General features: G+C 73.3%; 10 protein-coding genes. All 10 read right to left on the bottom strand.

Annotated features, from left to right (window positions below):
* Positions 1–138 precede the first annotated feature (138 nt).
* Positions 139–2,631, bottom strand: coding sequence for a CHAT domain-containing protein (locus AAD528_RS12345; RefSeq protein ID WP_345752457.1), 2,493 nt, complete (start codon positions 2,629–2,631; stop codon positions 139–141).
* A 194-nt stretch (positions 2,632–2,825) separates the two neighbouring features.
* Positions 2,826–4,436, bottom strand: a complete 1,611-nt coding sequence (locus tag AAD528_RS12340) for a S8 family peptidase (RefSeq protein ID WP_345752378.1) — start codon at positions 4,434–4,436, stop codon at positions 2,826–2,828.
* Positions 4,437–4,516: 80 nt separating this feature from the next.
* A complete protein-coding gene (locus AAD528_RS12335) occupies positions 4,517–4,978 on the bottom strand; it encodes a hypothetical protein (protein ID WP_345752377.1) in 462 nt (153 codons plus the stop codon).
* Between the two features lie 2 nt (positions 4,979–4,980).
* Complete coding sequence (locus AAD528_RS12330) at positions 4,981–5,592, bottom strand: RNA polymerase sigma factor (RefSeq protein WP_345752376.1); 612 nt, start codon at positions 5,590–5,592, stop codon at positions 4,981–4,983.
* A 179-nt stretch (positions 5,593–5,771) separates the two neighbouring features.
* Entirely contained in the window at positions 5,772–7,586 is a 1,815-nt protein-coding gene (locus AAD528_RS12325; protein ID WP_345752375.1) for a DUF4012 domain-containing protein, read from the bottom strand.
* A complete protein-coding gene (locus AAD528_RS12320; RefSeq protein ID WP_345752374.1) occupies positions 7,583–8,230 on the bottom strand; it encodes a cell wall protein in 648 nt (215 codons plus the stop codon). The genes AAD528_RS12325 and AAD528_RS12320 overlap by 4 nt, the downstream gene beginning before the upstream one ends.
* 162 nt (positions 8,231–8,392) lie before the next feature.
* Positions 8,393–9,472 carry a peptide chain release factor 1 gene (gene prfA, locus AAD528_RS12315; RefSeq protein ID WP_345752373.1) on the bottom strand — a complete coding sequence of 360 codons (1,080 nt, stop codon included), beginning with the start codon at positions 9,470–9,472 and terminating at the stop codon, positions 8,393–8,395.
* Positions 9,473–9,476: 4 nt separating this feature from the next.
* The gene (rho, locus tag AAD528_RS12310) at positions 9,477–11,393 is read right to left on the bottom strand and encodes a transcription termination factor Rho (protein WP_345752372.1); all 1,917 of its coding nucleotides are present in this window, start codon (positions 11,391–11,393) and stop codon (positions 9,477–9,479) included.
* A 169-nt stretch (positions 11,394–11,562) separates the two neighbouring features.
* Entirely contained in the window at positions 11,563–13,014 is a 1,452-nt protein-coding gene (gene thrC / locus AAD528_RS12305; protein WP_345752371.1) for a threonine synthase, read from the bottom strand.
* Positions 13,015–13,033: 19 nt separating this feature from the next.
* Positions 13,034–13,984 carry a homoserine kinase gene (thrB, locus tag AAD528_RS12300; protein ID WP_375339620.1) on the bottom strand — a complete coding sequence of 317 codons (951 nt, stop codon included), beginning with the start codon at positions 13,982–13,984 and terminating at the stop codon, positions 13,034–13,036.

Genomic DNA, 13,984 nt, shown 5'->3' with positions numbered 1-13,984 from the left:
ATCCGAGCGCATCCGTCGACGGAGACGGGTGCCTCGAGCACGCGACCGACGTTCGCCATGGACATCCGGAGGGTCCACGACGGCCCGTGATACACGACCGCGCGGATCCCGTGAGAGACGCCTCACGGGCTCCCGGGCTCAGAACCCGCTGCCGTGGCAGAGGAACGGCGCCACGAGCCCCGTCTCCTGGCTCGCGAGCGACAGCGCGTCCGCCGGCGCGAGGCCCGCGGCGAGTCCGCTGTGCAACCCCGCGAGCAGCTCCGCGGCCACATCGTCCGCGACGGTCACCGGTGCCGCGATCACGCACACGGCGCCCGCATGCAGCCAGCCGTGCGCCATGCTCATGGCCTCGGCGCCCCAGCGCACTGACGAGCGCCCGAGCTCGCAGGCCGACAGGACGACCGTCTTCGGCGGGCTGTCGATCAGGTCGATGTCGTAGCCGAACAGCGTGCCGTCGGCGAGGCTCAGGCCCGAGAGCATGGGCGAGTCGATCGCGTGGCGGCCGTGCGCCACGAGGTGCAGCACGTCGACCTCCTCGGCCATCGCCGTCACGGCCGAGACGCGTGCCTCGGATCCCTGCAGCACGGTGGGGACCCGGCCCGCGAGCGGGTCGGCCGCGTGACCCGCGACCTCCCAGGCGAACGCGGCGCTCTGCGCCTCCTCCGCGCCGCGAGCGACGTCCGGTCCCACGGCGAATCCGGCGGTGTGGCCCCGGCGGTCCCGGGTGCGCGCCGCGATCCAGCGCGAGGCCGACCTCGCCAGCGTCATCGACCGGCCCCGCATCGCGGGCAGCATCGTCCAGGGCAGTCCCGCCAGGATTCCCGGGGCCGTGATCAGCACGCGCCGCGGATCGCCGGCCGCGCGGAGCCCGTCCTCGACGAGCGCGTGCGAGAGCGCCGCCAGACGCGACTCGAGCGCGCGCCGGACGACGTGCGCCATCGGCCCGTTCCCCATGGCCGCGAGGACGTCGAGATCCGCGCGCAGGCCCGGGAGCTGCGCGCTCGCGGTCGCCCAGTCGGTGTGGATGACGCGCGGCGCGCCGACCGCGGGCACGACGAGACACACCATGACGCCGCGGCTGTAGACGAACGTCAGCATCGCGGTGTCCGATTCGAGCCCGGCCCGCAGCGTCTCGAGGCCGACGCGCGGGATGGTCGCGGCCCCACCCGCGGTCGCCCACTGCCGCTCGCGCACGCGCTCGCGCAGCTCGCGCACCCGCGGGTCCCGCTCCCAGGAGACGCCCGTCTCCTCGCGCAGCAGGCGCAGCTGCGCGAGGTCGGCCGCGTGCTGCGGATCGCGCGGCGGCCGCACCGGCATCACCTGGTGGGCGAAATGCCGCGCGCGCTCGGACCATTCGAACAGCACCTCGGGACGGCCCGAGCGGATCGCCGCCGACAGACCCTCGAACATCAGCCCGTTGCCGTGCATCGCGACGGACGACGCGACGTCGAGCGCCCCGAAGGACCGCTGCCACGCGGCGAGGCTCTCCAGCCCCGCTGCGGCGTGCCGGCGTGTGTCCGCGTCGCGGCCGCGCGCCGTCGCCTGCACGGCGCGCGCCTCGTGCACGAGCAGCCGCACGGGCTGGGGATCGTCCGGCCGCATCCGGATGCCGCCCCGGTCGATCTCTCCGCGGCGGGCACGGGCGATCAGCGTCGTCAGGCGCAGCAGCCGGGCCTCGCTCGCGAAGCCCGCGCGCTCCAGGGCCGCGATCGCCTGCTGCACCTGCTCGGCGGAGGGCCGGCGCCGCCCCGCGTCCGACATCGAGAGCAGGGCCCGCAGGCGCAGCCCGTCGGCCCGCGCCGCCCAGGCGGTGCTGCCCAGCGCGCGGAACCGCCGGGCCGCGGCGGTGGCGACCTCCGCGGCGCGTCCGAGGTCGTGCGTGATGAGCGAGCGCGCGAGGTGGAACTCGGCCTCGGCCCGCGACTGCGGCATGTGCGCTGCCCCGAACGAGCGGGCGACGCTCTCGAGCGTGCTCTCCGCCTCCAGCACCTGTCCCGCCTCGCGCAGCACCTCGGCGCGATCCTGGTCGCAGATCGCGGCGTTGACCGGCGACGAGGCCGCCAGCGGCCGGGCCTCCGACATGCGCTCGAGGGCGGTCACGAGGTCGCCCTCCAGCAGAGCGACGTAGCCCGCGTTGTGCACGCTGAGCGCCCGGCTGTTCGGCTCGCCGGCCGCCGCGAAGCGATCGGCCGCGGCGTCGAGATCCGCGCGCGCCTCCGCGAGGCGCTGCAGGCGCATCAGCGCGACGCTGCGATTCATGAGCATGTTGCCGGAGCGCACGAGATCCGTCTCCGCGCTCGTGGCGAGCTCCAGCCACGCGAGCGCCCCGTCGAAGTCCCCCCGTTCGACCGCGAGAGCGCCGAGCTGTCCGTGCAGCACGGCGGCCGTCGCCTGCGACAGCACGACGGCCCCCTCCTGATCGCCGAGCGCCTCGCGGCAGATCCGCTCGGCCTCGTCCGGATGCCCGGTGCGGGTGAGCACGTAGGCGAGCGTTCCGGCGATCCGCGCGCGCTCCTCCGGCGAGGTCGCCCGCTCGCCCGCCGCGCGCAGGGCGCGCCGGGCCGCCGTCAGGCGACCGCGGTTGCTCAGGGCGACGCCGCGCGCGTGGAGGTCATCCGCGGTGAGGCGCATCGTTCCCACTCCCCGGGTATACCGGAATCTGCCTCTTCCCTGATGTGCCGACAGGGTGCAGGATGTCCGGTGACGGCACGGGCCCCCGACCAAACCGTCGACCCGATTCCCGTCCTACCCAGACACCGAGGCTCCCCCAATGCCTTTCACCCGCACTAATTCCGCGCGCCTCCACCCCGCCGCGCATGGTCCGCTCACACCCTCGATCCGTCGTCCGCTGAGACAACCGTCAGGGCCGCTTCCGTCGCTTTCCGGGAACGGTCGACCGCACTTCCCGACGTCGCCGCCGCAGTGACGGGCTGCATCCCGAGCTCCGCGGCGATGAGGCCCGCGACGAACGGAGCGGCGAACGACGTGCCGCTCCAGGTCGCGAAGCCGCCGCGGTAGTCCTCGGGCGCGATCGTCTGGCGCCTGCGGCGGTACAGGTCCTCGCGCGTGGCCGCCTGCCGGCCTCCCTCGAACGCCGGCAGGCAGCTCACGATCGACGCACCGGGTGCGTAGACGCGCACCCAGGGACCGACGTTCGAGAACAGCGCGACGGAGGTCGAGCCCGGGTTGAGCGCGCCCACCGACACGTGCTCCGCGAGGTCGTCGGGAGCGATGCCGTTGTCCGCGTCGGGCCACGCCCACAGCGATGCCGGGAAGCTCGGCCGGTCGATCGCGTCGTTGCCCGCCGAGCACACCACGGCGATGCCGAGGCGCCGGGCGAAGCGGAGCAGGTCGTAGACGGTGCGCGAGTAGAGCCCGTCCTCCGGCGTCTCGTGGTAGTAGCTCAGCGAGAGACTGAGGACGTCGATCGCGGTGCCGCCCTTCTCGCCGGCCGCATGGCGGCGTGCGAGCTCGAGCACGTCGGCGAGCGTCCGGATCAGCAGGCTCTCCTCGATGACGCCGAGCGCATCGGCCAGGCGCACGGAGACGAGGTCGGCGTCGGGCGCCACCTGCCGGACGACGCCCGCGATGAAGGTCCCGTGCCCCGCCACCGGATCGATCTCTCCGTCGAGCTGCCCGTAGAGGTCGCCGTAGCGCTCGGGATCGGCCTCGTCGGTCAGCCCGATCGGGCGGCCGTCGATCTCGAGCCGCCGCGTGACCACGTCATCCGGCAGCCAGGCGTGCGCTCCGCATCCGGTGTCCAGGATCGCGACCACCGCCCTCCGCGATCCGCGCCGGAGCGCGGCCATGCGCGTCGGACCGGCTCCGAGCCGCGTGATCGGCTGACGTCCCCCGCAGCCCGGCTGCGCGTACTCGGCGGCGCCGTGCGGGTTCGTCTGCGTGAACGGGTTCGTCTGCGTGAAGGGGTTGGTCTGCGTGAACGGATTGGTCTGCGTGAACGGGTTCACGCGCACGGGGTCGATCGCGAGGACGTGATCGAGCCCCACGCCCTCGAGCCGGGACCTCGTCAGGCGTCGCGCGCGCTGCAGGACGCGCCAGGCGTCGGGTGAGAGGGGTGCGTCGGCGTCCGGGGACTCGCCCGGCGCGACGACGCGCACACGCGTGACGCCGGCCACCTCCGGCAGCAGCGGCCCCGGCTCCGACTCGCCGTCGGGCAGCGGCTCGCCGCGCAGGTCCTCGAGCTCGACGCGCCAGCCGAAGGTCGCCGCCGCCTCGTCCAGCGCGCGCAGGCGTGAGGAGCGCTCGCCGCCCGCGCTCGCGACCAGCAGCCGATCCGGCACGTAGACGGTCGGGAACGCCTCGATGCCGGGCACGCGCTCGATCGTCGGATCGAGCGTCCGGCCCCGGGGCACGGACCCCGCGGCGCGGTCGCGCCAGGTCCAGTTCTCCGGCTGGGAGCCGTCGTCAGCAGCCACGGGGACACCCTCTCTCCGCGGCGGCCGCCGCGCTCCACCTCACGGCGACGCGGGGGCGGCGCCGTCGTCCCGAGGGACGTTCACACCTCGAACTGCGGAGTGATGAATTCCTTCAGCTCGCCGTCCATGCGGACGATCAACCGCACGGCCGACAGGCCCGGGGCCACGTCGTCGAACGCGAATCGTCCTTCCTCGCCCAGCACGGCCGCCCATTCCCGCGCGTCCTGCGACAGCCGCGCGGCCAGGACCGACGGCTCCGACCACCCGTCCACGCGTCGGCTCCCCGACTCCGTGGCCGACACGTGCAGCAGCACGCTCGTGCTCTCGTCGCTGAACTGGAGCGTCAGGCGCTCCTGCTCGGTCCGCACGGCCGCCCGATCCGCCGACACCTCCGTCAGCAGGGCGTACTCGCGCGTCAGGTCGTCGACGGCCACGGCCGCGATCATCCTCTCGGCAAGATCCGCTGGCGGTCCGTCGGCACGCTCCCACATCCGCTTGAGCGCCGCGAACATCGCGCGGTCTTCCTCTTCACTACTGTCCACGATCACGATCTTCCCCCCTCAGTGCCCTCCGCGTCAGCAAGCCGCGCGCGGAGTTTGCCCAGGCACCGCTGCCGGGTCGGCCCGATGCTTCCGATGGGCATGTGCAGATCGCTCGCGATCCGCCGGTAATCCGGTCGGTCGTCGAACGCGACGATCCGCAGCAGGCGACGGCAGCGCTCGTCGAGCGCCGAGACCGCGAGCCACAGCCGCTGCGACTCGAGCTGCCCGACCGCCTGCTCCTCGGCTGTGGCGCTCGGCGGCATCCGCCGCTCGAGCGCCTCATCCTCGGTCGGGTCGGACCGGGCGTCGATCTTCGATGTCCGCCACGCCTCGCGGCGCGCTGTCATCGTCAGCCAGGCCGACACCGCCTCCGGATCGGCGATCGACTCGTGCTTGCGCACGAACGCCAGCCAGGTCGACTGCACCACGTCCGCTGCGGCCTCCGGCCCGAGGCCGTAGGCCCGCACGACGTGCCACAGCACGGGGCTGAGCAGGCGCACGAGCTCGTCGAGCGCGCGGTTGTCCGCGGACTCCCGCCACCGCACGAACAGCGCGGCGGCGTGGCGCCAGCGGGCATGCCGCTCGCCCGTATCGTCGCCGGGTGCCGTTGGCACGTTCTCCGCCGCGCGGGGGGATGCGGACGGTGCGACGCCAGGTTCGGGGGGATCCTGACGACTCGGCAGAGGATCGTCCTCCACGCGGGCAATTGTGCCTACAGGCAGGGACGCCGCGCAAGGGGAACCGTCATCCTCACGCCATCGGCTCCCACTCGACGGCGCAAGCACTCGGGCATTCATCGGCAGCCTCCGCCCGTGAGAGCGACGGAGGCGTCGCCGACCAGCGGCGTGTGCACGAGCGCTGGCCCGTGCGCACCGGCATCGCCGGCGAAGCGGAACTCCACGACGACGGTCGCTCCCGGATCGACCGCGACGCGCGCCGACGCGGTGGGACGCCCGACGACCGTCGCGGCCGACCACGCGGCCGGCACGCCATCGATGCGCACGCCCTCGGCGACCGCACCGGGCAGGGCGAGTGCGGAGACCCGCAGGCCGATCTGGTCACTCGCGAAGCCGCCGAGCCCGGGGAACTCCGTCCAGGGCAGCTCCACGCCGGGCGGGACCGTGCTCGTGAGCGTCGCCGTCACGACGATCTCGGCTCTCCCGTCCGGGCGGCATGTGCTCCCGTCGAGAGCGAACGAGGCGTCGAGATACGCGTCCAGCTTGCCCCCGGCGAGATCGTCGAGCAGGACGGCGTGCGCGTCCTGCTGCGCCATCCGGGCGGCCATCCCCGCCGACGCCGTGCCCGCGATCACCGCCTGCTCGTCCGGGCGCGCGCTCCACAGCGCGATGCGCCCCTCGCCGATCAGCGGCGCGAGATCGAGCGCCAGCCGGGGCGCCTCGGCGGGCGCCGCGAGCACGGTCGTGAACACGGCTTCCGCGGCAGCCTGGAACAGCGCCGTCTGCCCGTCGCGGTCGCGCTCGAGATAGGGGCGACGCAGCAGCGCGTCGACCACCTGATCGGCGTCGATGCGCACGCCGTCCGCCTGGACCGGGCCCGTCACGTGGAGGAGGGGCTGCAGCACGAGCGGGTCGATCGCCACCACTGCGTCGGGCTCCTGCCCCGTGCGCTCGGCCCACCATGCGGCGGCGAGCCGCGCGGACAGCGCGAAGTCGGGCGTTCCGGTGAGGTTCTGCACGAATCGGCCGACGCCATCGTCGTCGCGCGCGGATGCGTCCGCCGGCACCGGGACGAGCGGATCGTCCAGGATCGGGAAGTCGGCGCCGTCGGCCTGCGCGACGAGAGTCAGCGTGCCCCGTTCGGCCCGCATCGCGATGAAGGTGCCGGCGATGCCCCCCGCCGCGCGCAGTTCCGCCGGATTCTGCAGCATGACCAGGAGGAGGCGCGGTTCGTCGGCGCCCAGCATCGGCGGCGCGAGTCGAGCCACCGCGTGAGCATCCTCGAGCGCGGGACCCGTGCGCGCGATCGCGTCGTCGAGCGCGGCGAGCGCCGCGGCGACGGGCGCCACGAGACCCTCGCGCTCCACCGCGGCGAGATTCGCGCGCGCGGTGGTGAGCGCGGCGACCGCGGCCTCCAGCGGCGGGCTGAGCCTGCGGATCCCGTCGACGTCGAGGCCGTCGGCCTCGCTGCTCAGCACGTCGCCGCCCACGGCGAGCACATCGCTCGCCGTGGTCGTGAGCGCCGCGAGCTCCGCGGCGCCCACCCGGACGGCTCGCAACTGCGGGCCCGCCACCGGCACGAGCTCCGCGACGCGCCACACGGGGTCTGCCGTCAGGCCCGCCAGGGTCTGCGCGTGTCCGGCGAGCGCCCCCGCGTCGCCGGACACGCGGTCCAGGAGCGGCCCGATCAGGGCCGCGTCGAATCGCACCGCGTCGAGCGACGCGGAGTCGAGAGCGACCCCGAGCCGGTCGGCCGCGACCCTCACCGAGTCCGCCTCGGCGTAGGCGAGGGCCCCGCGCACGCCGAGCCAGGCACCGGCGGCGATCATCACCGCGCCGGCGCCGATCAGCGCGCGCACGGCGATCCGGCGCCTCTGGCCGTTCGGGCGCTCGGCCGTCGGTCCGCTGCGCGTGGAGAGCTGTCGCTTCACTCGCGGGGTCGCCTTCGGGCCGCGGCGAACGCCAGGCCGCCCATGAGCAGCGTGGCGCCCAGCATGAGGGGCGCGATGATCTCCGGACCGGTGGCAGCCAGCGCCGTGGGCGCGGCGCTCACGGGCGGCTCATCGGCCGTCGGGCGTGGTCCCGCCACACAACGAGGCGTCGCCGGCGGATACGCCACGGCGATCGCCGCCTCGGGGTTGACCTCGATCGATGCGGTCGCGCCGTCGCGGGTCCAGCCGAGGTCGTCGTCGCCGACGTCGACCCACTCGCCGCCCTGCTGCACCCAGCCGGGCCAGTCTGATCCGGCGCCCGCCGCGTCGACCGTGGCGCCCGGCCAGAGGATCCGTCCTGCGAGCCGGTTGTCGTCGCCCAGCGGACCGAGCGGGACCTCGAGGCGTCGGCCGCCCTCGGTGAAGACGAGGGACACGTCGTGGGAGGTCGAGCGGTCATCCGGGTCGACGAGCGTCACGTCGTACGAGATCCAGGGCGCGTCGGTGACGCACTCCGCGAACGCGGTCACATTCAGCGACGGCTCGACGGGTTCCTCGGGCACGTAGACGTCGCCCGCGTCCGGTGCCGGCGACGCACCGACCAGCAGCGCGAGCGCGGCGCCTGTCATCATCAGCTGCAGCATGGGACTTCTCCGCCTTTCACCCCTCGCCGGTAACGAGGAGCCGCCCCGGCTCCCTGATACAGGAGCGGCGGGATGAGCGGATACGACGGCGGTCCCGCTCGAGTCGAATCGGCCCGGACTCCGTGGGGAGTACGGGCCGATCGGGTCAACTGCGGGCGGGCGTCACCCCTGGTCGCCCAGGGCGGCGAGGCGCTCGGCCTCGTCGGCCTCGATGCAGGACTGCAGGATCGGCTCGAGCGCGCCGTCCATGACCTGGTCGAGGTTGTAGGCCTTGTAGCCCGTGCGGTGATCCGCGATGCGGTTCTCCGGGAAGTTGTACGTCCGGATCCGCTCGGAGCGGTCCATGCCGCGGATCTGCGACCGGCGCGCATCCGACGCGGCCGCGTCGAGCTCCTCCTGCTGCTTCGCGAGCAGTCGGGCCCGCAGCACGCGCATGCCCGCCTCGCGGTTCTGCAGCTGGGACTTCTCGTTCTGCATGGACACGACGATGCCGGTCGGCACGTGCGTGATGCGCACCGCCGAGTCGGTCGTGTTCACCGACTGGCCGCCGGGGCCGGACGAGCGGAACACGTCGATCTTCAGATCGTTCTGGTCGATCTGGATCTCCTCGGGCTCGTCGACCTCGGGGAACACCAGCACGCCGGTCGTGGACGTGTGGATCCGGCCCTGCGACTCCGTCGCGGGCACGCGCTGCACGCGGTGCACGCCGCCCTCGTACTTCAGGTGCGCCCACACGCCCTGCGCGGGATCCGACGAGGAGCCCTTGATCGCGATCTGGACGTCCTTGTAGCCGCCGAGGTCCGACTCGTTGCGCTCGAGCAGCTCGGTCTTCCAGCCCTTGGACGCGGCGTACTGCGAGTACATGCGCAGCAGGTCGGCGGCGAACAGCGCGCTCTCCGCGCCGCCCTCGCCGGCCTTGATCTCCATGATCACGTCGCGCGCGTCATCCGGGTCGCGCGGGATCAGCAGGCGGCGCAGCTTCTCCTGCGCCCGCGCCAGCTGCTCCTCCAGCCCCGGGACCTCGGCGGCGAACGCCTCGTCCTCGCGCGCGAGCTCGCGGGCGGCCGCGAGGTCGTCCCCCGCGGCGGTCCAGGCCTCGTGCGCCTGCACGATCCGGTTCAGCTCGGCGTAGCGCCGGTTGACGCGCTTGGCGCGCGCGGCGTCGGCGTGCACCGCCGGGTCGGAGAGCTCCTCCTGCACCCGGCGGTGCTCGTCGATCAGCGCGTCGACGGACTCGAACACGCGCTCAGCGGATGTCGTTCTCGTGACCGGACGAGCGGCCGCCCACGGACATCTGGGCGTTCTTCATCTGCACGAGGAACTCGACGTTCGAGGACGTCTCCTTGAGCTTGTCGAGCACGGTGCTGAGCGCCTGCTCGGGGTTCAGGCCCGCGAGCGCGCGACGCAGCTTCCAGGTGATCTTGACCTCGTCGGACGAGAGCAGCATCTCCTCGCGGCGCGTGGACGACGCGTTCACGTCGACGGCCGGGAAGATGCGCTTGTCGGCGAGCTGGCGCGACAGTCGCAGCTCCATGTTGCCGGTGCCCTTGAACTCCTCGAAGATGACCTCGTCCATCTTGGATCCGGTCTCCACCAGCGCGGTCGCGAGGATCGTGAGCGATCCGCCGTTCTCGATGTTGCGCGCGGCGCCGAAGAAGCGCTTGGGCGGGTACAGCGCCGAGGCGTCCACGCCGCCCGACAGCACGCGGCCCGAGGTCGGCGCCGAGACGTTGTAGGCACGGCCGAGGCGCGTGATCGAGTCGAGGAGCACGACCACATCGCGGCCCAGCTCGACCAGGCGCTTGGCGCGCTCGATGGCGAGCTCGGCGACCGTGGTGTGATCCTCGGCGGGACGGTCGAAGGTCGAGGCGATGACCTCGCCCTTCACCGTGCGCTGCATGTCGGTGACCTCCTCGGGACGCTCGTCGACGAGCACGACCATGAGGTGGGCCTCGGGGTTGTTCTGCGCGATCGCGTTGGCGATCTGCTGCAGCACGATCGTCTTGCCGGCCTTGGGCGGCGCGACGATCAGGCCGCGCTGGCCCTTGCCGATGGGCGCGACGAGGTCGATGATCCGCTGCGTCAGCTTCTCGGGGGCGGTCTCGAGACGCAGGCGCTCCTGCGGGTACAGCGGCGTGAGCTTCGAGAACTCCACGCGCGCGGCGGCGTCGTCGACCGACAGGCCGTTGACCGAGTCGACCTTGACGAGCGCGTTGTACTTCTGGCGACCCTGCTGCTCGTTCTCGCGAGGCTGCTTGATGGCGCCGACGACCGCGTCGCCCTTGCGCAGGTTGTACTTCTTGACCTGGCCGAGCGAGACGTACACGTCCTGCGTGCCGGGCAGGTAGCCCGTGGTGCGCACGAACGCGTAGTTGTCGAGCACGTCGAGGATGCCGGCGATCGGGATCAGGACGTCGTCCTCGTTGATCTCGGTGTCGAACTCGTCGCTCGTCTGGTTGCCGCGGCGCTTGTTGCGGCTGCCGCGGGCGTTGCGCCCGCCCGCCTCGTTCGCGCCGCGCGCGTCGTCGGCGTCGTCCTGGGACTGCGACTGCGGCGCCTGGGGCTGTCCGCCCGGGGCCTGGCCGTTCTGGCCACCCTGGGCCTGGCCGCCCTCGGCGCGGTCGCCCTTGTTGCGGTTGCGACTGCGGCTGCGGCTGCGGCTGCGGCGGCCGGTGCCCTCCTGGGCGCCGGCGTCGGCGTCGGCGGTCTCGCCCTCGGCGGGCGCCGCCTCCTGCGTCGTCTCCTCGGCAGGAGCCTCCGTCGCCTCGGCGGCGGGCTCGGCCTCGGCCGGGGTGGCGGTCTCCGCCTCGGCGGGGATCGCCTCGTCGGCGGGCGCCTCGACCGCGGGCGCCTCGACCGGTGCGGCCTTGGGCGTGCGCTTGCGCGGCGCGCGCTTGGGCTTCTCGGCGGGCGGCTCGGCCTCGGCGGCCGGCGCGTCGGCCGGGGTCTCGCCCTCGGCGGGCGCGGCGTCGGCCGCGGGCGCCTCGACCGGCGCGGCGTCGGTCGACTTGGCGCGACGCGGCGCGCGCTTGCGCGGTGCCGACTTGGCCGGCGCCGCGGGCGCCTCGGCGGCCGTATCGGTGACGGCCTCGGCGGTCGTCTCGGTGACCTGCTCGTCGCGCTCGGCGGCGGCCTCGGTCTGGATCTCGGAGATGGTCTCCACGAGTGCTCCTCCAGTGGAACGTGGTGGTGGTGCCCGATGCACATGCAGGCGCGCGTGGGGACGCGCGTCGGTCGCCCAGGCGCTCGTGAACAGACTGCTCAGGTGAACAAGCTGCTGTGAGAGCTGGTCGGGGGACCTGTGCGGGGCTTCGCAGATTGCGAATCGGTGGTCAAGATTCGTGCCGATCGGCACCCACCGGGGTTGTCTTCACTGTACCACCTCCGAGCGAGGCGTCCGCGATGAACGCGCGCAGCGCATCCGCGTCGTCCGGCAGCTCGGTCACGTGCTGCGGGGCGTCCAGCATGGCCCGCAGCTCCGGCGAGTACTCCGGCTCGACGCCGAGGGCCTCCCGGATGGTGTCGGCGAACTTCTCCGGCTTGGCGGTCTCGAGCACGAGCATCGGGACGCCGGGCTCGACATGCTCGCGCGCGACCTTCACGCCGTCGGCCGTGTGCGGATCGATGATCTCGCCCGCTTCCGCATGGACCCGGCGGATGGTCTCGATCCGGTCGGCATGGGTGGAGGTGCCGCTGACCAGGCCGAACTCGTCGGCGAAGCGCGGCTGCTCGGCGCTGAAGTCCGAGTGACCCTGCGACTCGAGCTCGCTCCAGGCCGTCACGACGCGCGCGGCGTCCCGGTCGACGAGCTCGAAGATGAAGCGCTCGAGGTTCGAGGCCTTCGAGATGTCCATCGACGGGCTCGACGTCGCGTGGGTCTCGGCGGCCGTGCGCGGACGGTACACGCCCGTGCGGAAGAACTCGTCGAGCACGTTGTTCTCGTTCGTCGCCAGCACGAGGCGGCGGACCGGCAGGCCCATCCGCTTCGCGTAGAACCCGGACAGGATGTTGCCGAAGTTGCCCGACGGCACCGTGAACGACACCTCGGTCGGGCCGATGGCGTCGGTCGCCCGCAGCCACGCCCAGAAGTAGTAGACGACCTGCGCCGTGATGCGCGCCAGGTTGATCGAGTTCACGGCGCCCAGGTGCTGGGCGCGCTTGAACTCGAGGTCGCCCGCGAGCTGCTTGACGAGGTTCTGGCAGTCGTCGAACACGCCGTCGATCGCGATGTTGTGCACGTTGGCGTCGTCGAGCGAGAACATCTGCGCGCGCTGGAAGGCGCTCATCCTGCCGTGCGGCGACAGCATGAACACGGAGATGCGGTCCTTGCCGCGCAGCGCATGCTCGGCGGCGGATCCCGTGTCGCCCGAGGTCGCCCCCAGCACGTTCAGCACCGAGCCGGTGCGCTCCAGCGCGTACTCGAGGACCTGCCCGAGGAACTGCATCGCGATGTCCTTGAAGGCCAGCGTCGGCCCCTCGGACAGGCCCACGAGCGTGAGGCCGTCGCCGATCGGTCGCAGCGGCACGACCTCGGAGGGGAAGGACGCGTAGGCCGCGGCCGTCATCCGGGCGAGGTCCTCGCGCGGGATGTCGGTGGCGAACAGCGAGAGCACCTCGGTCGCGAGCTGCGGGTACGTCAGCGCGCGCCAGCGATCGAGCGTGGCGCGGCCGACCTGCGGCATCACGGCGGGGACGGCGAGGCCGCCGTCGCGGGCGAGGCCCTCGATCAGGGTCTCGCCGAACGACAGCGGCTCCCCGCCGCCGCGGGTGGAGATGTACTGCACGGCGCTCCTCGATTCGTGTTCAGAGTCCACCGGGGACCTCCCTGTTCCCCGCGGCGGGGGTGCGCACGGTGCCGCCGAGGAAGTCGACGGCGAGCATGAGCGACTGCCAGGACCCGCTCGCGACCTCCGCGACGACGGCCGCGGCCGCGACGCGCTGGCCGGGACCGTCGGCGAGCACCAGCACGCTGGGCCCCGCACCCGAGACGACGGCCGCGAAGCCGCGCTCGCGCAGCGCGCTCACGAGCGCGAACGTGTCGGGCATCGCCTGGGCCCGCTGCTCCTGGTGCAGCCGGTCCTCGGTGGCCGACAGCAGCAGGTCGGGGCTCTGCGTCAGCGCCGCGATGAGCAGCGCCGAGCGCGACACGTTGAACACCGCGCTCTCGCGGGACACCTCGGCCTCGAGCACACTGCGCGCGGCGTGCGTCGACATCGTGCGGTCGGGCACGAACACGACCGGCGCGACGCCGCGGTGCACGAGCAGCTTCTTGTGCTTCGGGACGCCGTGCTCGGTCCACGCGATCGTCAGGCCGCCGAACAGCGCGGGCGCGACGTTGTCGGGGTGGCCCTCGATCTCGGTCGCGAGCCGCAGCAGATCGGTGTCGGTCAGCTCGGCCTCGCCCTCCAGCAGACCCTTGGCCGCGAGCACGCCCGCGGCGACGGCCGCCCCCGAGGAGCCCATGCCCTTGCCGTGCGGGATGCCGTTGCGGGCGGCGATGCGCAGCCCGGGCGCGGGGCGCCCGACCGCCTCGAAGCAGTACCGGATGGTGCGCGCGATCAGGTGCGACTCGTCGCGCGGGATCTCCTCCGCGCCCGTGCCCGTCACGTCGATCTCGAGCTCGCCCGGCGCGAGCGCCGTGACGTCCAGCTCGTCGTACACGCTCAGCGCGAGCCCCAGCGTGTCGAAGCCCGGCCCGAGGTTCGCGCTGGTCGCCGGGACCCGCACGGAGACGGTCCGCCCGGCGGCGACCAC

It is taken from the genome of Microbacterium rhizophilum (genome assembly GCF_039605615.1).
GTDB classification, from domain to species: domain Bacteria; phylum Actinomycetota; class Actinomycetes; order Actinomycetales; family Microbacteriaceae; genus Microbacterium; species Microbacterium rhizophilus.
The sequence above is the reverse complement of the archived record's forward strand: the minus strand, read 5'-3'. Positions and strand labels throughout refer to the sequence as shown.